The organism is Palaeococcus sp. (in: euryarchaeotes) (genome assembly GCF_053987695.1).
Genome location: NZ_JBMXHE010000108.1, coordinates 1 through 17369, shown reverse-complemented (window position 1 = coordinate 17369; position 17369 = coordinate 1). Strand labels below are relative to the sequence as shown.

Below are 17369 nucleotides of genomic sequence, written 5' to 3'. Positions count from 1 at the left end.
TTAAAACGCCTGGCAGATAGATTTGAACAGCTCTGAAATTTTTCTATTTTTCTTCTATTCGACAGCAGAGTGTTTTCACATGAAAATTTTTGGAGGACATATATCTTACACTAGGTGTTTTGGTTGGTGTTGTTTTGAGTTTGTAAAGGGGTACTCAAGAAACTTAAAACCATTCAGTCACAATATGTAGATGAGCCTAAGGGGCACGAAGGAACGCTGAATATGGGGGGTAACTTAGGGGGCACGAAGGATGTCAGAAAAATAACAGAACCGTGCCCCCAGATGGAAAGGTTTTTAAAAGGGGAATGGGTTGCAGTTTGACCATTCTGGTATCTTTCGGCCTTCCCCTTTACCCCTTCACTTCAGCAAGATGTCAGGAACTTGGGGGTTAGCGTAAAGGGCACGAAGGAACGCTGAAAACTCCGCTTCGGTAATCCTTTAGAAAGCTGGTAAGCAGTGTTTACTTCAAAAACCAGAATTATTCTGAAAGAATGCTGAATATGGGGGTAACTTAGGGGGCACGAAGGATGTCAGGAAAACAACAGAACGTGCCCCCAGATGGAAAGGTTTTTAAATCCCCTTCATTAAGCACCCTTGGGAAAGGGCTTTGCCCAATGAATCCCGCTAATGAAGGAAAGAGGTGGGAGGAAAATGGTAACATTTAAGGTAGTGATTTCAGACCCTAAGAGTGGAGTGGCTAAGCAGATAGAGATTAGCGATAAGAAAGCCGAGGCTCTGATAGGATTGAAGATAGGGGACACATTTGATGCGAGCCTCTTGGGTGTCAAGCTCAATGAGGTATTGGGCGTTGAGGTACCGGAGAACGTTAAGCTGAAAATCACGGGCGGAACTGATAAGGATGGCTTCCCCATGAGGCCTGATGTGCACGGCCCAAGGAAGATAAGGATTCTAGTTTCGAGGGGCCCGGGATTCAGGCCAAAGGATAAGGGTGAGAGAAGGAAGAAAACAGTCAGGGGTAACACTATAAGCCCGGAAATCATGCAAATCAACACCAAAATAGTTTATGAGGAGTGATATCTCCTCACCATCTACTTTCTGCTTGCTCTATTTTCGAGGGTTTTTAGGTTGATAAGGCAACATTAATAAACACATGTTCTGTTCTATAGTTAGAGAGGTGGTGGAGATGGCAAAAAAGAAGTTTAAACAGGCTGAGGTTAATATTGGGATGGTAGGTCATGTTGATCACGGTAAAACGACACTCACCAAGGCTTTGACCGGGATCTGGGCTGATACCCACAGTGAGGAGCTTAGAAGGGGTATCACGATTAAGATAGGCTTTGCAGATGCGGAGATTAGGAAATGTCCGAGCTGTGGAAAATATTCGACTTCCCCAAAATGCCCTTACTGCGGTGCTGAAACCGAATTTGAGAGGAGGGTTTCTTTCATAGATGCTCCTGGTCACGAGGCTTTGATGACCACGATGCTCGCAGGTGCCTCCTTGATGGATGGAGCCATTCTGGTCATAGCAGCAAATGAGCCATGTCCAAAGCCCCAGACGAGGGAGCACTTGATGGCACTTCAAATAGTGGGCAACAGGAACATAATAATAGCTCAAAACAAAATCGAGCTCGTTGATAAGGAGAGAGCCCTTGAAAACTACAGGGAGATTAAGGAGTTCGTTAAAGGGACGGTGGCTGAAAATGCACCGATAATTCCCATATCGGCACTTCACGGTGCAAACGTTGATGTTTTGATGAAAGCCATTGAGGAGGTTATCCCAACCCGCAAGAGGGATCCAAGGAAATCTCCCAGAATGCTCGTTTTGAGGAGTTTTGATGTTAATAAGCCGGGAACAACACCGGAGAGGCTCATAGGTGGCGTGCTCGGGGGATCTATTATTCAAGGAAAACTCAAGGTGGGGGATGAAATAGAAATAAGACCGGGAATTCCCTATGAAGAGCATGGGAGAATTAGATATGAGCCGATAACAACGGAAATAGTATCCCTGCAGGCTGGGGGTAAGTTCGTTGATGAAGCCTTTCCCGGAGGTCTCGTTGGGGTTGGAACCAAGCTCGATCCCTATTTGACCAAGGGAGATTTGATGGCTGGCAATGTCGTAGGAAAGCCCGGTAAGCTGCCTCCTGTTTGGAACGAACTTCGCTTGGAGGTTCACCTCTTGGACAGAGTTGTTGGAACCGAGGAGGAGCTCAAAGTCGAGCCCATAAAAAGAAGGGAGATGCTTCTTTTGAACGTGGGAACCGCAAGGACTGTTGGTCTCGTCACCAACCTTGGAAAGGATGAGGTGGAGATAAAGCTTCAGATACCGATATGTGCAGAGCCAGGGGACAGGGTTGCAATAAGCAGGCAAGTGGGTTCGAGGTGGCGCCTCATTGGATATGGTCTTATTAAGGGGTGATTTTCTCATTTTCTGGTGATTTTTATGCCCAAGTTGGTGATCTTTGATACAAATTTTCTCCTTGTTCCGGGCCAGTTCGGGGTGGATGTTATAGGAGAGCTCCACCGCATTTTGGATGTTAAATTTGAAATAGGGATCCCCGATGTTGTGAGGCAGGAGCTTGAGGTTATTGAAAGGAAATCCCGCGGCAAAGATCTTTTGGCGATAAGGATGGCCAAATCCTTAATCGAGAGGTTTAATGTGGTAAAGCTCGGAAGATATGGTGAAAAGCCAACGGATGAGCTGATTTTGGAGTTCGCCCTGAAAATGCCTGACGTAATAGTGTGCACAAATGATAAGGGGCTTAGGAAAAAACTTAGAGAGAAGGGGATCCCCGTCATATACCTGCGGCAGAGGAAGATTTTGGTGCTTGAGGGAATGATAGATTAAGGATCCAAAGACTAAAAACTAGGAACTAAAAACTAAAACAGGACTAAATAACCGCTGGAATTCCCGGGATCCTCGGGAAGGGCTGCACCTCCGCTATATGTTTCGCTCCAACAATGTAACGAACGAGCCTCTCAACTCCGATGCCCGCACCTGCAGAGGGTTTTAATTTTCCTGCTTTTGCCACCTCTAGGTAAGGTTTGAAAGCTTCGAGACTTAATCCGCTGTCTTTAAGCTTCTTCACTATCCTCTCATACTGCCACTCCCTCTCACCACCGCTTGAAATCTCTCCAAAGCCTTCGGGCATTATAAGGTCGTAGTTTCTGAAATGTCCCTGATCTTCCCTGTCGTAAAACTCCCTTGAAATATCGACGATCCAGAAAGGTTCTCTCATAGCTTTGCTTGCTTTTTCATCGTCTCCATAAACTTCCTCTATCTCCTTCATTGTGAAGCGCTTGAAGGGGGATTTAACTTCTGGAATCTCCCTCTCTATTTCCCTCATTTCCGGTAGGGTTCTTACATAGTCAAACAAACCTGTTATAAGTTCCTCTATAAGGCTCATCACATCGTCCATGCTGGCATGAGCAATTTCAAAATCCAGCTGGGTGAACTCATAGGAGTGCCTTCCATCATCCCTATCCCTGTCCTCGAGCCGTATGTTTGGAGAAAGGATGAATATCTTTTCCAAGCCCATCCCGATTGCAAATTGTTTGTGGAGTATCATGCTATGCATGAGCTTTAATCTACTCCCATATGCCTCAATCTCAGGAGCTTTCATTTTTGCCGCTGCTGGGTCCGGCCATAGCGGATCCGTTATGGAGCTTAGCATGATCGGTAAGAGCCATCTAAACCCCTTTTTAACGAAGAATCCAGTCATATATTCGACGACCTTTGTCTGCACCCTCATTATGGGTTCTATATCCCTACTAATCAACTGAACCGCGTTCATGCTATCACCTGAGCATAAGTATATCTCAAGGTTTATGTCTTTTATGCGAAATTTCTTGTATTTTTGATAGAATTTTCTTTTTTTAGAGGACTATTTAATCAATATGACAAAATTTTGTTTCTATATTGACATTTTTTATTTTTTAAAATCTCCTTTGATTATTCCAGCTTGGTATACACCCACTTGAGCAATGGGGGTGTTATTATTGTCGTCACAAATACCATGAAAACAGCTATGGTGAGAATATCATCATTTGCAACTCCGCTCTTTATTGCTATTGCCAGCATTGCCAGCTCAACACCCATCCTTGGAATCATTCCCACACCGACCTTAATTGATTCCTGAAGATTGAAGCCTCCCAGATATGCCCCAAGACCGCATCCCAGTATCTTGCTCGCTATAGCCGTCATCGTATAGAGTACGGCAAAGAGCCCGGCATGGTAAACGTAGCTTATGTCTATGCTCATGCCAACCTCTACAAAGAATATGGGGATGAATAGTGTGTAACCAAGCGTGGAGAGCTTATCCATAACCTGCTTCCCATAATAGGTTTGCCCTATAACGAGCCCAGTCATGTAGGCACCTAAAATGGAGGCTATGTTCATCCTTTCGGCGAGAATTGCAAAGCTTATCGCTATGACAAGGGCAAATGCTGGAGTGCTCTCGGGAAGTTTTATTCTGCTCACCTGATGGAAGATTTTATCCATTAATGGAACGCCAAACTTTAAGAGGAGAAATAGGAAGCCTGCAACTTCCACTATAATCTCCAGGATGCTCAAGAGGTTCACATTTCCTTCCTTCAGAATTGAGATCACTATCGTTAGGACTAGGATACCAAGGACATCGTCTATGACGGCGGCTGCCAGGATGGCAACTCCTTCCCTTGCCCTAAGCTTTCTGAGTTCCATTAATACCCTCACGGTGATGCTAACACTCGTGGGTGTCATAATCGCACCCATAAGAAGGGCGTTCCTGATGGAGAAAAAGGGCAGGGCTATTAAAAAACCCATTATGAAAGATACGATGACTCCTATCGTTGCTATCAGCATGCTGGGCTTTCCAACCCGCTTAAACTCGTTTATATCGCTTTCAAGTCCGGCCAGAAAAAGAAGGAGGAGAACTCCCATATTGGAGAAAGCGTGTATAACCTCATCGCTCTTGAAGTATAAACCTATCAGAATGCCAGCCAGAATCTGTCCTAAAACGGTCGGCTGTTTTGCCCTCTCAAAGAGGTAACCAGCCGTTTTTGCTATGGCTAGCATTAGGGCTATGAGGAGTAAGTCTTCCATTATTACCGCCGTATTAAACGCTTACAATCCTGATTAGCCGGATTATGTCCTTAACTTCCAAAACTCCATGAACTTTCTTCTCTCTGTCTATTATCGGAAGATGATGCTTTCCGGTTTCCATCATTATCTTTATTGCCTGGTCGAGGGTATCCTCAATTCCTATGGTTATGGGTTTGGTTATCATTATGTCCTCCACACGGGAAGCCCTTGTGAGGGAATATCTCTTCAGTAGCCCCACTCCAATAACGGTATGTTTCTGAAAGGGAGCAAAAAACTTGAGCAAATCCTTCATCGTAACAAAACCTAGAAGTTTCCCTTCCTCATCGAGGACAACGGCAGAGGTTTCTTCTCCTCTAAGCTTATCAATCAAATCCACCAAACTGTCTTGGGGCTGAACTTTTAGAAATTCTGTGTCCATGACAATCCTAACCGGGACTTTGCCTATGTATCTTATATTGTGGCTCACTTCCTTTCTTCTTTCCAGCTGTAAATGTCTCCTTTTTCCGATTATGATCTGCATTTTCTTTTCTTTTGCACTGCTGGCTTTCTTAAGTCTTGGCATGCCCCTTTCCACATATATCCCCAATTTAATTATGCAAAGAAGATGTTTAAATACTTTTCCATTTGAAAGGGTGTTCATTTAAACCTTAAAAGAGTTTTTGGTGGTCCCGCGGCCCGGATTTGAACCGGGGACCTGCGGATCTACAGTCCGCCGCCACTCCCAGGCTAGGCTACCGCGGGACCTGAAGCCCGCCCGATAACTAATGATTAATGAGGGGTTTATAAATTTTTCTCCACCAATCTTTTCTTCATTGAGAAGATGTGATGATGGTGGGGCCGCCGGGATTCGAACCCGGGTCTCAGGCTCCCGAAGCCCAAAGGATGGACCAAGCTACCCCACGGCCCCATGTCCCACAGGAATTATGAGCAAATAAGGGTGTTATAAAGGTTGCGGAAGGAAAAGGTTATTAATTTATCCACTCCATTTCTCTGGGAGGGAGAGCATGAAGATATCAATCATAGTTCCAACTTATAATGAGCGTGATAACCTCAAGGAGCTCTTTGAGAGGATAAGCTCCTCTTTGAGAGGTAGAGATTTCGAGATAATCGTTGTTGATGACGATTCCCCGGACGGGACTTGGGAGAAAGCCCAAGAGCTCTCTCGACAATATCCGGTTCGTGTTTTGAGGAGAACGAAGGAGAGGGGACTATCTTCCGCGGTCATCAGGGGATTTGAGATTGCAGGGGGGGACATTTTTGTGGTCATGGATGCTGATCTGCAGCATCCCCCCGAAGTTATACCAAATCTCGTGGAAGCCATAGAGAAGGGAGCGGATGTTGCGGTGGCTTCCCGCTATGTAAAAGGGGGAAGAGTGGAGAACTGGTACTGGTACAGGAGGATAATATCCAAAGGAGCCATAATGATCGGACGGGTTGCCCTTCCGAAGATAAGAAATGTTAAAGATCCCGTGAGCGGCTTTTTTGCCCTCAAAAGAGAAGTTGTGGAGGATGTGGAGCTGAATCCCGTGGGTTTTAAGATACTTCTGGAAATTCTGATAAAGGGGAAATATGCCAATGTTGCGGAAGTTCCTTTCACATTCGGCTTGAGGAATGCCGGAGAGAGCAAGCTGGGACAGAAACAGATTTTTAACTATTTGAGGCACCTATGGCGGCTGATGCTCTGGGAAGGTGAGATTGACAGGCTGGTTAAGTTCTCCATCGTTGGGACAACGGGAATTGTAGTAAATGAGTTTTTCCTCTGGTTTTTTGTGAATTTCTTTGGAATGCATAAATTTTTGGCAAACCTTCCTGCCACGGAGCTTGCTATTTTGAACAATTTCACATGGAATGATCTGTGGACGTTCAAGGATCTGAAGAGAAAGCCCTTCCTCGGGAGGATTTTGAGCTTTCACCTAGCGGCACTAACAGGGGCTCTCGTACAGTGGCTGATATATGGAATTCTCCTGCATCTGGGAGCGTATTACCTTTTCGCCAATCTCGTGGGGATAGGAGCCTCCTTCGTGGTGAGATTTCTTGTTAACAGACATATCACATGGAGTTAATTCAAAACCCATATAAACTTTAGAGATTTAACATATCAATTAGGAATTAAACCTTGGGGGTATACTCATGTATGTGGGTGAGATACTTAAGACATTAGATCGTGTTTCTACCGGCATTCCGGGTTTAGATGATCTCATTGGAGGAGGCTTTATCCCAGGGAGAGTCTATCTGATAAGCGGCCCCCCCGGAAGCGGAAAAACCACAATAGGAATCCAATTCTTAATCGAGGGCGCGAAGAATAACGAGAAGGGTCTCTATATCTCTCTCGTGGATGATCCAAAGATTATTATCCAGGATATGACAAAATATGACTTCAACATCCTGACCTACACGAAGGCTAGAAAAGTTGTTTTCTACGATATTGGATATAATCTGCTCAGATTAACCCAGAAATTGACTTGGAGAGAGCTCTTTTCCAAGATGAAGGAGGCAATTCAGGCAGAGAAACCCAAGAGAATAGTTATAGACTCTTTTACGTCCATGGAACAGCTCGTTGCTGACCCTGAGAACAAGAGGAGGGAGCTCGGAAACTTCATAAGAGCGCTGGAGGAGATGGGAATTACAACCCTTATAATCTCGGAAATGATGAGCTCCGACATGTATACGGATGAATACTATCTGGTGAGCGGTGTAATCGTGCTGCATCACTTCATGAGAAACTATACGATGATAAGAGCCCTCCAAATCCTGAAAATGCGAGGAACTCCCCACGACAGCAACATGAAGAGGGTGAAATTCTCGAGGGAAGGGATTAGGATATACAACGAGGCACCGTTCTGAGGGATCTTCATGGACGAAGAGAAAGAGAAACTTATAAAGGAAGCTTACCGTTTTGGATATTTCGTGGGTTATAAAGGCCACAGTGAATGGCTCTCCTGGATACATGAGAAGAAGTGGGAGCTCTATGAAGAAGCCAAGAAGTTCGGGATATATGAAGCGGTTAAAAGGGCATATCAGATGGGAAAAGAGGAAGGAGCTAAAAGGAGGGCAACAGAGATACAGAAGGGATTGGGCAAGGAGGAGGGGGGCAAAGAAGGTGTCAGGAAAGCCGAAGAGTTTGAATCAGAAGTTTCTGAGGAGGAGCTTGAGAGGGAGTTTTTGACAATTCTGAGGAGTCCTGAAATACTGGAGCCTCCGGAGCTCTTAAATTTGATAAAAATCCTTAAAAAGCCGGGACTTTTGGACATGCCCCAGCATCTGGGGGAGAGAGGATGATGCAGAAATTTGCATATCATCTTCACGGCTATCAGCCGGGCGATATAATTTATATCCATGACGGTACTGGGTGGGATTCCATCAAGTATTCCGAGAGATTGAGTCCCGTGTCCTTGAAAATCAGGGATGTTGAGGTGAAGGCGAGAAACTGGACTAGGACCCTTATAAAGGCTTATGAATACACGAATGATGCCCTCGGATCCCTGGAGAAAAAGGTAAGCGTCGATATTGAACCATTCACCCTCTACATGATTTTGAGGTATAAACCGAGGATATACGGGAATATAGTGGAGCTGCTCACGGATAAGGTGGAAGCCGTTCCGACGACACCTTTCCACCCCATAATGCCCCATTTGAGCCTTTTTGAGCAGGAGATTCTGGCTAAGATTTCCTATGACTTTTACACTCCTTTTATAGCCAATAAAGATGTGGTGGGTTACTGGCTTCCCGAAAACGTTACCACTAGAGACACTGCTAAAATGGTAGCGGAAGCCACGGATAAAAACGTTCTCTTCCTCTTTGATGAGAGGCAGTTTGTGGGCTTAAATCTTCCCCAGGCAAAGTACTCGTGCAACACATACAAATGCAACGATAAAATCGGGTATGTGTTTGGGAGGGATCACCAGCTGAGCGATGCATATGCTTTCAACACTTTAAACGTGGATGGGCTGATAAGGGCGGTCGTGGAGGGGAGAGTGGATGTTTTCAAGGAGAATGAAGAGATTCCTTACTTAGTTTACTTGGCCAGCGACTTGGAAGCCCTCTTAAGCAATCCACAGCAGCTTGATCGGTTCCTGAATTGGATCAAGGGTCTTGAAGAGAGGGGAGTTGAGGCGATAAATGCCATTGAATTTGTGAGGAAGAAGAAGAGGGGCGAGTTTAAGTGTCTGGAGGGGGAATGCAGCGATCACTTTAGGATAAATGTTAAGGACTACTCGAGCTGGAGCGATTACTATGATCTGAGCGTCGATGGAAGAACGGGCGATATGAGGTGGCTTGGAGTTAGGAGAGAGGATAACAAAGTTATCCACCGGATGTACAAGGGGAAGAAGGTTTCTCAGCTGTGGAAATATGCCTTTACAAAGCTCTTCAGGGAGCTCAACAGGAGCGTTCGCTTTGGTATTATTGACCTCATTCATCACTATCTTCCGGAAGCGGATGTGGACTCCATAAAGGAGTTTTTAATTAGATACTCCCGCATATTTTTCAGGGAGCACTATGAATACTTTGAAATGGATACGAGCGTTGAGTATGTCACCAAACCCATAGAGGACATGGATCCGACTCTTGCCCTAAAGCTTGGGAGGATTTATTACATAATGCTCCTTGCAAATCACTCGGATCCAAGGTTCTGGGAGAACATTGACACGAGGGTAACTTTTGGAAACGTCTCTGCAATAAGCAAAGCTCTTATAGAACTCATGACGGTTTATATGGATGAAGGACTGCATGAGAGGGCGAACTACCTTTTCCTGGAGTATATGAAGCTTTTGGCCTTTCCCCAGCTCTACTATGATTATGAGCTCTTTAAAATGCAGGGTCTCGAGGGGTGGGAAACGAGCGAGAAGGCATGGTTTGACAGTCTTAAGAGCGAGGTTCCCATGAGCAGCTACAACGTGGTTACGAGGGCGGCTCTGTATGTTGGCAATGAGGATCTCCCCGACGATTTGAGAAATGCCATCGATGCACTCTATGACCTGAAGAAAGCTGTGGCAGACACCGGGCACATAGGTGGAGAAATGCATGGCGAATGGGAAAACAAGGAGTGGTGCGAACACAAGGGTATGGATTAGAAAGATTTATCTCCTCCTCTCCCCCAAATTATCCCGGTGTTACTATGGAGCGCTTTTTGAAGGAAGCTGAGGTTTTGAATCCGGAAAGGATACTTCAGGATATAGGGGACATATCCAAGTTTCACCGCATTCAGGGTTCGAAGGAGCTCGTTGAGGCGGCTAAGTATATACTGGAGGAGCTGAAAATATGGGGGATTAAAGGAGAGCTCTTTGAAGTATTTTACGATGGAAAGAGCAGATATCTGACGCTAACCTCCCCAATAGCATGGGATCTTGTGTATGCGGAAGTTGAGGTTGATGGGGAAAAGGTTACGAGCGAAAGAACACCCCTCGTTGCCATGGCTCATTCACCGCCGGGAGAGGCTGAAGGGGAGCTAGTTTTGATCAGGGAAGAGAAGGATTGGGAAAGGGCCGAAGGTAAAATAGTCTTGGTGGGATCCGAGTGGCGTGAGAACTACAGAAAAGCCAATGAAAAGGGGGCAAAGGGCTTTCTCATATACAGGGAAGGCACGGGAAATGCATTCCCCTATGTGGGGCTGTTTTTAACGGAGGAGGATTTAAAATGGGCAAAAATCCCTGCCGGAGCGATAAGCGAGGAATGGGCGAAAAAGATAATTTCAAAGCTTAAGAAGGGAGAAAATGTTAGAGCAAGGATTAAAGTCATGAGTAAAATTCCCAAGAGACAGATCCTCCCCATGCTCTATGCCACGATTGGAAAGCCTCCATATATCCTATTCTCCGCACATCTCTGCCATCCGAAGCCCGGCGCCAATGACAACGCGAGCGGGAGCGCAATGGTGCTTGAGCTTGCAAGGGTTCTTTCGAAGCTGTATAATGACTCATTTCGCTTTGGATTTGCATTCCTCTGGATTCCGGAGCACTTCGGTACTCAGGCCTTCATAGAAAAGTTTGCAGAGCTTGAAGAGTACTACGTGGCAATAAATCTGGATATGGTGGCAGGTGACTTCAGGAAGGGTTCGACCATAATGATTGTGAAAACACCCCTCTCAAGGTTTTCGATGATATCGGGACTTCTGGAGTACTACCTAAACCTAGCAAACTCCCAAGGTTCTGGCCTTTCGGGTAGCATGCTCCCAAAGGCACCCGCGAGGAGCTACTCTTATGAGATGGGGAGCGATCACGATGTATTCAACTTCTTTGGGATACCCTCGGTAATGCCCATTACGTGGCCCGATAGGTTCTATCATTCGAGTGAAGACTCAATAGAAAAGGTGAGCAAGGAGACTATCGAGATTATAGGAAAATCCGTTCTGGCAACGGTTTTGGCGCTTGCAAAAGCCGAGAAGGGAGAGCTCAAGAGGTTTGCGAGGGCATATGTTATGAAGTATCTCGGGGAGCTCGGTATGGAGAGGGAAACGGAGCTTGCGGAAAAACTCGTTATGAAGGGGCTGGCTAGAGATTCGAAGTTTTTTGGAATCGAGATTGGACATGACTTTGAATTCAAGCCCTGGCTCCGGTGGAAGAGGAAGGGCATCATAAGTGCCGGTGAAGTGATAAGAATCGATAGTACAAAGGGCAGGGAATTCAGGGAGCTCCTAAAGGAGCGCAGATATTCAATGCTCCTCCATGAGCTCTTAATGTTGGGGGAAGTTCTCCCGAGAGAGGAGTCCTTCAAGGCTCTCAAAGAAGAATACGGAGACTATGAAAGGGAAAAACTTGAAAGGTGCCTGCAAATTCTGGAGGAGCTAGGTTTTATCTCTCTCATTTAACTCCTTTTCAATTTCGCTGATCTTTCTGATCACGTTCTCTTTCAGTCTTTCAAGAAGCTCCGATGGGGAAACTGCCGAATAGGTGTATCCGAGCCACCCTTCCTCGATGAGCTTTCTCCTCAGGAACCCTCTTTTGTAGAGATTTAAAACATGGCTTCTGACACTTCTTTCACTCAATCCAACTTCCCTCTGGATTTCCTTTATCCTTAGAGGTACTTCCTTTTCCAAAAGGAGTTTGTAAATCTTTATCTCGCTCTTTTTAACGCCAAGGGAGCGCAACAGACTCTCTAACTTTTCGTGCATCGAGCCCACCTTTAAACTTTCTCACCTATGCAATATCTCCTTCATATATTATGGTCGTTAAGGTTAATAAAACTTGTGGCTTTATATGAAAAAATTTTTTAAATTTTCTCCTTTAAAACGATACTTCTCCCAGATAAGTTCCATCCGGTAAAAATATTTTTCCCTTTTTCGCGCTCTTTAGAAAGGGTATCATCCTTATTCCCTGCCTGACATCGAAGCCCTCTATGTAGGGGTTGATTGTTGGAAGGATGAGGAAATTGCGCACCCTGAGAAAGCATTTTGCCTTTTTAACAGCGCTTCCAAACTTTATCCTGACGGCAGGATGTATATGTCCGAGATATGCTCTCTCAAATTCTATCTCGGGCAGCCTCTGGTTGCCATGTATAAAGAGGGCATTATCTATCAAAAAGTACTCAGCAACTTTCACATTCTTAAATTCCCTCTCTATCTCCTCGATTTTTCCATCGTGATTTCCCTTTGTAATTAAGATTTCAAAATCCTCAAGCGTGCTGAAAAATTCAAGTAAAATTTTCTTTGTGTATGTTTTCAACCCAAGGGGCTCCTTGACATCACCGAGGAGCATCACAAAATCGGGTTCCTTTGATTTTATGAATTCTGCGAGCTCCCTCTCAAAATAGGTTCTTATCCTCAGACCCCTGGAGAGTTCAAAAGCTAGATGCGGGTCTGCCAGAAGGAGAATCTTTCCTTTTGATGTGTCCAGCTCAAGAGAAAGCTGCTCAAGGTTTTTAAAATGCTCCATTGGCGGCACCGCAGAATATAAAAGGTAGAAGAATCAGATTAATCCTCTCTCTTTCCTGTGCTGCCTCTTCAAGCGCCTGATCCTCTTCTTCATCCATTTCCATCTCATTCTTCCCTTTTTCTTCCATTTCCTTGGTCTCCTCTTCATGAGCATCACCTACCCTTGCTTTCATATGCCACTTTTTAAACTTTTCTCTTTTGCCATTGAAATTAGCCATGCATGAAAAGGAAATCTCTGGGTGGCTCCCGCTTCAATTCCTCCTTTCCCTGCCCGGTTCCTTTTGGAAAATTTCAAACCTTTAATATCTGCTCTCTGAGTGTGATGGGGCATGAGTTCCTGTAAAAATTCATTTGCAATTTGTATCATATCGCAAGTGTCTGTAAAAACATTTCAGTTGCTTCTTTTCTCTATTAACCCTTTGTAGACTGCAATAAAAATTCGAGCCGCTACAAAAAATGAAATAAAGCATGGGGACAAGGAAAATTGGGTGGAACTATGAAAGTGGGATTCATTCAGATGGAACCAAAACTTTTGGATTTAAATGCCAACCTCAGCAAAGCCGAGCGCCTTATAAAAAAAGCGGCCGCCGGAGGTGCAAAGCTCGTCGTTCTACCCGAGCTCTTTGATACGGGCTATAACTTTGAGAGCAGGGAAGAAGTGGAAAGCATCGCCATGCAGATCCCGGATGGGGAGACCACAGAATTTCTCGCGGAGCTCTCCAGGGAGCACGACGTTTTTATAGTTGCAGGAACCGCGGAGCGGGATGAACATGGTACCCTTTACAATTCGGCGGTAATAACGGGCCCTATAGCCTCCGGCTACATCGGCAAATACCGTAAAATCCATCTTTTCTACCGTGAGAAGCTCTTCTTCGAGCCTGGAAACCTCGGCTTTCGTGTCTTCAACATAGGCATGGCGAAGGTTGGGATTATGATATGCTTTGACTGGTTCTTTCCGGAGGCCATGAGAACGCTGGCACTGAAAGGGGCGGACATAATAGCACACCCCTCCAACCTCGTGATGCCCTACGCACCGAGGGCAATGCCCATAAGAGCCCTTGAGAACAGGGTTTTTTCAATTACTGCAAACAGAACGGGAGAAGAGCGCGGGCTGAGGTTCATAGGGAAGAGCACCATAGCCTCGCCGAAGGCTGAAGTGCTGGCGATGGGGAGTGAGGACAAGGAGGAGGTTGGAATTGTTGATATAAACGTTAAGGAGGCGAGGAATAAAAGGATAAACGAGTTCAACGACATCTTTAAGGATAGAAAGCCCGGGTTCTACTTCATCTGAGACATTAGAACCTCTTCTGCAACCTTTTTACTCGGCTTTCGGAAGTAGAGAACATCCGAGACCCCTGTTATGCCATGCTCGGCTGTTGTTATGAGCCTCGCCTCCTCAAAGAAAATCCTCCCTATTGCGAGCTGTGAAGCCAGATCCCAGAGTCTCGTCTCCATTTCCCCTATCCTTTCGAAGCCCGGTAGCTTGTAGCAACCTCTCTTAAAGAGCCCCCTCCTCATATCGTAGCCCTCATGGATTGAGATGATTGTGTAATCTTCTCCTCTTGTTTCCACGAGGAGGTCCTTGTAGCGGCTTCTTGAAATCATGTAAAGTCTGTCAGTTTCTTCAACCATAAAAACTCCATCCTCGCTCAGCACAGTGGAGACCCCTGCAAAAATTTTGATGGCATCGAAGGGGTCAAAATGCGGCATAGTGAGCCCCCACAGGATGGCGAGGTCGTGCTCCTTTACGAGTCTATGAACCTCTCTCACATCTCCAACGATGGTTTGAAGCCCGGGATTGATATCCGCTATTTTAAGCCACTCCCTTGCTTTTTCAAGGTCTTCTTCTCTCGCGTCTAAAACCGTTAGGAGCCTGGCGTGAGTTGCCTTTGAGGCTGCAGCTCCAGCTATACCTGTACCTGCACACAAATCGAGCACCCTTGGGTTCTTGGGGAGATTTAGGGATTCAAAGAAAGCCCTTATCCTTTCGAACCTCCTGCGGGCTCTCTCATCTTCAGGCTGCATCCTCCATCTCAGATGGCGGTAGAGCTCTTCAAGGGACATGGCATCACCACTCCATGGAATTATTTAAGGATATTGGAAGGTTTAAATATTTTGTAAACTTACATAGATTGACGGGGGGTGCGATGAGGATTAAAGACCCTACCGAGGATGAACTGATAGAGGCGCTGGAAAGCTGAGCCGACCAGTACGAGCGCGTGAAGAGCACGAGAACAGTTTGAGCAGGATGTAGGGATTCATCTCACCTCATCCTCAGGATCCTCAGCAGTCGGATGGTCTCAACCACAATGGCACCAATACTACCGACTGTGAAGAGGGAAAGAAGGATCGCGGAGCTGAAGCCGTAGGCGTTGTAGAGGAGTGAGTAAACGAATGCACCCCAGAGGAGCAGCTGGATTATCGTCAGGAGCTCGAGGATTATCCTCGCTACCTTCACACTCCCTCCGGGAATCCTCAGTGCCATCGGATCCTTCCCGAGGTATGTGAGGCCAATTACGAACGCCGAGACCATAACCGGCAGGAGGAATGCTCCTGTTGATTTGGGTTCAAAGCGGTCAGGAATTCCATTGAAATTAAAATGGGTCGCTATCGTGTCCGACATTTTATCCCAGCTCAAGGTGAGGAGGAGGATGTAGGAGCAAAGGAGGGCAAGCTGGAAGAGGATGTACGGCTTTATATCTATATTCTTTATGAGCTGTGGGGTGCCCTTAGCGGGTTTGGAGAGATCCTCCCTCTCTACGATTTCCTTGGATATTCCATAGCTTTTCCAAAGTATCAGGCTGATTCCGAGCACCATCAGGATCGTTACAGCGGGTGGGCTTTTGAGGAAAAGGTTCACGATTGCCATCAGAATCCCCAGCGCCATAAACGCCTTTCCGGCGAATTCGTTCGTCCGCCTCCACGCATCCTTTGACTGGAAGGTATAGCCAATGCGAAATCCTATAGCCATATTTGGTTTGTTCCTGAAAATATACGTCAGGAGACCTGCTGTGAAGATGAGCAAGGACGTGAGAAAACCAAACATCGTTGATACAGGATCAGCTCCATTCATATTTTTCACCTCTTACCTCTTTTAGAGTCCTATTTATGAGCCCTATCTCATTTTCAAGTTCTTTAAAAACTTCCATCCCAAGGGGAGTTATGCGGTAGTACTTCCGCGGCCTCCCTCCCACCTCAGCCCAAAAACCCTCTATGAGCTTATACCTCTCCAAACTTTTGAGGAGGTCGTAGAGCGCTCCCTCACTCGGCACTATTTTTCCGTCGCTTATTTTTTCAAATTCCTTGCGTATGGAATATCCGTGCATTTCTCCATTGTTTTTAAGGAGAGATAGGACTATGTAGGAGTAAAGACCTGCACGGAGTTCTTTTCGCAGCTTCTTTAGGGCTTTTTCCTTTGGATTACCAAACAATCTTTTCTTCCTCCTCCCCTTTAACCTCCGGGATACCATAGCGAAGCAGCATGAAGCTTATAGCGATTAGGGAGATGTAGGTCAAGAGCAGGCTTACTTGAGATTGTGTTAGCTGATAGTGAGCGGCAAAGCTATCCACGACTCCATGAGCTATGCTAAGGCTTAAAAGTGCTTTCCTCCCGAAGCCATTTTTGTAAGCATAAGCTAAAACTATTGTTGTTCCGGCATGGAAAAGCGCAGCTAAATAGCGTTCTCCCATGGACAGAAGGGATACCATAAGTGTTGATGACGGAGCGCTCCCCAGTGCCATTGATTGAACGAGCTGAATGAAGGGTATTAAAATAGCCTCCCCTAAACCAAAGCCCACCCCAATGAAGAGGGCTGCTCTTAGTGTTTTGTTCCTTACAAAGATATACTTAAGACCTTCTTGAAAGAATCCTGCAACAAAGCCAAGCCATATTGAAGCCAGGACAACGAAGGATGCTCCCCTAGCCAAAACATCCGAGTTTGATTTTACTCCGAGAGCCAAAAATGGGGCCTGTTGGATTGGATTTTGGACGAAAAGCGTTATGACAACGAGGAAAAAACCCAGAATTAATTCTGCGCCTCTCAGTTTGAACCCAAGGGCATAGAAAGTTATGAGCGCTAAAATACCCCCTAAAATTGGGAAGATAACTGTCAGAGCCAAGGGAAGTCCTCCCTCCTCCTTCCAGCTGACCTTATCAATCCAGAGTCCGGAGAGCTTGTACTTCCCATTGACTTCTTTAAAGACCATCCTTAAGGTTACATCCGCTTTCTCGAACTTGAAGTCATAGTAGCCGAGTATAAACTCTCCAGCTTTCCCTTCCTTAACAAATTCATAGCTTTGCAGAGGACCGTATTTGCTGACTAAATTTTCTCTAAAACCTTTGAAACCCTTCTCGTCGAAGGCTTTTTTCATGGCATCATCCAGATACGGTTCTAGAATAGAGTAATCCCCGGTTTTCAAAGCATTAAATGTAGCTTTTGCGGTTTCCTCATATGGTTTTTCAGC

The 17369-nt window shown here is 45.7% G+C and carries 19 protein-coding genes and 2 tRNA genes; 9 read left to right on the top strand and 12 right to left on the bottom strand.

Going from position 1 to position 17369, the window contains the following annotated elements; genetic code table 11:
• Nucleotides 1-651: 651 nt before the first annotated feature.
• The 3 genes from ACXJGZ_RS08405 to ACXJGZ_RS08395 all read left to right on the top strand — a co-directional run bounded on the left by ACXJGZ_RS08405 (nucleotide 652) and on the right by ACXJGZ_RS08395 (nucleotide 2806).
• The gene (locus ACXJGZ_RS08405) at nucleotides 652-1035 is read left to right on the top strand and encodes a 30S ribosomal protein S6e (protein WP_456321824.1); all 384 of its coding nucleotides are present in this window, start codon (nucleotides 652-654) and stop codon (nucleotides 1033-1035) included.
• A gap of 109 nt (nucleotides 1036-1144) precedes the next feature.
• Nucleotides 1145-2377 (top strand): translation initiation factor IF-2 subunit gamma, encoded by a 1233-nt coding sequence (locus ACXJGZ_RS08400; RefSeq protein WP_456321823.1) that lies wholly within the window; start codon nucleotides 1145-1147, stop codon nucleotides 2375-2377.
• A 24-nt stretch (nucleotides 2378-2401) separates the two neighbouring features.
• Nucleotides 2402-2806 (top strand): type II toxin-antitoxin system VapC family toxin, encoded by a 405-nt coding sequence (locus ACXJGZ_RS08395; RefSeq protein WP_456399046.1) that lies wholly within the window; start codon nucleotides 2402-2404, stop codon nucleotides 2804-2806.
• Nucleotides 2807-2849: 43 nt separating this feature from the next.
• Here ACXJGZ_RS08395 and ACXJGZ_RS08390 read toward each other — a convergent pair whose 3' ends face one another.
• The 5 genes from ACXJGZ_RS08390 to ACXJGZ_RS08370 all read right to left on the bottom strand — a co-directional run bounded on the left by ACXJGZ_RS08390 (nucleotide 2850) and on the right by ACXJGZ_RS08370 (nucleotide 5948).
• The gene (locus ACXJGZ_RS08390; protein WP_456321822.1) at nucleotides 2850-3752 is read right to left on the bottom strand and encodes an asparagine synthetase A; all 903 of its coding nucleotides are present in this window, start codon (nucleotides 3750-3752) and stop codon (nucleotides 2850-2852) included.
• A gap of 158 nt (nucleotides 3753-3910) precedes the next feature.
• The gene (locus ACXJGZ_RS08385) at nucleotides 3911-5041 is read right to left on the bottom strand and encodes a cation:proton antiporter (RefSeq protein ID WP_456321821.1); all 1131 of its coding nucleotides are present in this window, start codon (nucleotides 5039-5041) and stop codon (nucleotides 3911-3913) included.
• Between the two features lie 13 nt (nucleotides 5042-5054).
• Nucleotides 5055-5603, bottom strand: a complete 549-nt coding sequence (locus ACXJGZ_RS08380) for a CBS domain-containing protein (RefSeq protein WP_456399047.1) — start codon at nucleotides 5601-5603, stop codon at nucleotides 5055-5057.
• 101 nt (nucleotides 5604-5704) lie between these two features.
• Nucleotides 5705-5782: transfer RNA gene (locus tag ACXJGZ_RS08375), tRNA-Tyr, on the bottom strand.
• 88 nt (nucleotides 5783-5870) lie between these two features.
• Nucleotides 5871-5948 (bottom strand) — tRNA-Pro (locus tag ACXJGZ_RS08370).
• A 97-nt stretch (nucleotides 5949-6045) separates the two neighbouring features.
• On the opposite strand from ACXJGZ_RS08370, the gene ACXJGZ_RS08365 reads away from it, so the two are divergent.
• From ACXJGZ_RS08365 to ACXJGZ_RS08345, 5 genes are all read left to right on the top strand, one after another.
• On the top strand, nucleotides 6046-7104 hold the full coding sequence (locus tag ACXJGZ_RS08365; RefSeq protein WP_293254227.1) for a glycosyltransferase: 1059 nt from the start codon (nucleotides 6046-6048) through the stop codon (nucleotides 7102-7104).
• A 67-nt stretch (nucleotides 7105-7171) separates the two neighbouring features.
• Nucleotides 7172-7885: an RAD55 family ATPase gene (locus ACXJGZ_RS08360; protein ID WP_456399045.1), complete on the top strand. Its 714-nt coding sequence runs from the start codon at nucleotides 7172-7174 to the stop codon at nucleotides 7883-7885.
• 9 nt (nucleotides 7886-7894) lie between these two features.
• On the top strand, nucleotides 7895-8320 hold the full coding sequence (locus tag ACXJGZ_RS08355) for a hypothetical protein (protein ID WP_456399044.1): 426 nt from the start codon (nucleotides 7895-7897) through the stop codon (nucleotides 8318-8320).
• A complete protein-coding gene (locus ACXJGZ_RS08350) occupies nucleotides 8317-10113 on the top strand; it encodes a glycoside hydrolase (protein WP_456399043.1) in 1797 nt (598 codons plus the stop codon). Before ACXJGZ_RS08355 ends, ACXJGZ_RS08350 begins: the two co-directional genes overlap by 4 nt.
• A gap of 44 nt (nucleotides 10114-10157) precedes the next feature.
• A complete protein-coding gene (locus tag ACXJGZ_RS08345) occupies nucleotides 10158-11843 on the top strand; it encodes a DUF4910 domain-containing protein (RefSeq protein WP_456399042.1) in 1686 nt (561 codons plus the stop codon).
• Here the strand turns inward: ACXJGZ_RS08345 and ACXJGZ_RS08340 are convergent.
• From ACXJGZ_RS08340 to ACXJGZ_RS08330, 3 genes are all read right to left on the bottom strand, one after another.
• Nucleotides 11820-12146 (bottom strand): helix-turn-helix domain-containing protein, encoded by a 327-nt coding sequence (locus ACXJGZ_RS08340; RefSeq protein ID WP_456321817.1) that lies wholly within the window; start codon nucleotides 12144-12146, stop codon nucleotides 11820-11822. The genes ACXJGZ_RS08345 and ACXJGZ_RS08340 overlap by 24 nt on opposite strands.
• Before the next feature lie 112 nt (nucleotides 12147-12258).
• The gene (locus ACXJGZ_RS08335; RefSeq protein ID WP_456326923.1) at nucleotides 12259-12906 is read right to left on the bottom strand and encodes a metallophosphoesterase; all 648 of its coding nucleotides are present in this window, start codon (nucleotides 12904-12906) and stop codon (nucleotides 12259-12261) included.
• Nucleotides 12893-13078, bottom strand: a complete 186-nt coding sequence (locus ACXJGZ_RS08330; protein WP_293254234.1) for a hypothetical protein — start codon at nucleotides 13076-13078, stop codon at nucleotides 12893-12895. The genes ACXJGZ_RS08335 and ACXJGZ_RS08330 overlap by 14 nt, the downstream gene beginning before the upstream one ends.
• A 323-nt stretch (nucleotides 13079-13401) precedes the next feature.
• Here ACXJGZ_RS08330 and ACXJGZ_RS08325 point away from each other — a divergent pair, with 323 nt between their 5' ends.
• The gene (locus tag ACXJGZ_RS08325; RefSeq protein WP_456399041.1) at nucleotides 13402-14196 is read left to right on the top strand and encodes a nitrilase; all 795 of its coding nucleotides are present in this window, start codon (nucleotides 13402-13404) and stop codon (nucleotides 14194-14196) included.
• Here the strand turns inward: ACXJGZ_RS08325 and ACXJGZ_RS08320 are convergent.
• The 4 genes from ACXJGZ_RS08320 to ACXJGZ_RS08305 form a co-directional block, all read right to left on the bottom strand.
• A complete protein-coding gene (locus ACXJGZ_RS08320; protein WP_456399040.1) occupies nucleotides 14184-14969 on the bottom strand; it encodes a methyltransferase domain-containing protein in 786 nt (261 codons plus the stop codon). The two genes, ACXJGZ_RS08325 and ACXJGZ_RS08320, sit on opposite strands and share 13 nt — an antisense overlap.
• Nucleotides 14970-15168: 199 nt before the next feature.
• Entirely contained in the window at nucleotides 15169-15978 is an 810-nt protein-coding gene (locus ACXJGZ_RS08315; protein WP_456399039.1) for an SdpI family protein, read from the bottom strand.
• Nucleotides 15965-16336: a PadR family transcriptional regulator gene (locus tag ACXJGZ_RS08310; RefSeq protein WP_456321812.1), complete on the bottom strand. Its 372-nt coding sequence runs from the start codon at nucleotides 16334-16336 to the stop codon at nucleotides 15965-15967. Before ACXJGZ_RS08310 ends, ACXJGZ_RS08315 begins: the two co-directional genes overlap by 14 nt.
• Nucleotides 16326-17369, bottom strand: a 1044-nt coding sequence (locus ACXJGZ_RS08305) for a DUF3887 domain-containing protein (protein WP_456399038.1), incomplete at its 5' end; no start/stop codon positions are given. The genes ACXJGZ_RS08310 and ACXJGZ_RS08305, both read right to left, overlap by 11 nt.

Coding starts and splice junctions, on each gene's coding strand:
- ACXJGZ_RS08345 (WP_456399042.1), top strand. CDS start 10,158: ATGGAGCGCTTTTTGAAGGAAGCTGAGGTTTTGAATCCGGAAAGGATA.
- ACXJGZ_RS08330 (WP_293254234.1), bottom strand. CDS start 13,078: ATGAAAGCAAGGGTAGGTGATGCTCATGAAGAGGAGACCAAGGAAATG.
- ACXJGZ_RS08360 (WP_456399045.1), top strand. CDS start 7,172: ATGTATGTGGGTGAGATACTTAAGACATTAGATCGTGTTTCTACCGGC.
- ACXJGZ_RS08380 (WP_456399047.1), bottom strand. CDS start 5,603: ATGCCAAGACTTAAGAAAGCCAGCAGTGCAAAAGAAAAGAAAATGCAG.
- ACXJGZ_RS08320 (WP_456399040.1), bottom strand. CDS start 14,969: ATGTCCCTTGAAGAGCTCTACCGCCATCTGAGATGGAGGATGCAGCCT.
- ACXJGZ_RS08395 (WP_456399046.1), top strand. CDS start 2,402: ATGCCCAAGTTGGTGATCTTTGATACAAATTTTCTCCTTGTTCCGGGC.
- ACXJGZ_RS08315 (WP_456399039.1), bottom strand. CDS start 15,978: ATGAATGGAGCTGATCCTGTATCAACGATGTTTGGTTTTCTCACGTCC.
- ACXJGZ_RS08325 (WP_456399041.1), top strand. CDS start 13,402: ATGAAAGTGGGATTCATTCAGATGGAACCAAAACTTTTGGATTTAAAT.
- ACXJGZ_RS08405 (WP_456321824.1), top strand. CDS start 652: ATGGTAACATTTAAGGTAGTGATTTCAGACCCTAAGAGTGGAGTGGCT.
- ACXJGZ_RS08335 (WP_456326923.1), bottom strand. CDS start 12,906: ATGGAGCATTTTAAAAACCTTGAGCAGCTTTCTCTTGAGCTGGACACA.
- ACXJGZ_RS08385 (WP_456321821.1), bottom strand. CDS start 5,041: ATGGAAGACTTACTCCTCATAGCCCTAATGCTAGCCATAGCAAAAACG.
- ACXJGZ_RS08350 (WP_456399043.1), top strand. CDS start 8,317: ATGATGCAGAAATTTGCATATCATCTTCACGGCTATCAGCCGGGCGAT.
- ACXJGZ_RS08355 (WP_456399044.1), top strand. CDS start 7,895: ATGGACGAAGAGAAAGAGAAACTTATAAAGGAAGCTTACCGTTTTGGA.
- ACXJGZ_RS08365 (WP_293254227.1), top strand. CDS start 6,046: ATGAAGATATCAATCATAGTTCCAACTTATAATGAGCGTGATAACCTC.
- ACXJGZ_RS08340 (WP_456321817.1), bottom strand. CDS start 12,146: ATGCACGAAAAGTTAGAGAGTCTGTTGCGCTCCCTTGGCGTTAAAAAG.
- ACXJGZ_RS08390 (WP_456321822.1), bottom strand. CDS start 3,752: ATGAACGCGGTTCAGTTGATTAGTAGGGATATAGAACCCATAATGAGG.
- ACXJGZ_RS08400 (WP_456321823.1), top strand. CDS start 1,145: ATGGCAAAAAAGAAGTTTAAACAGGCTGAGGTTAATATTGGGATGGTA.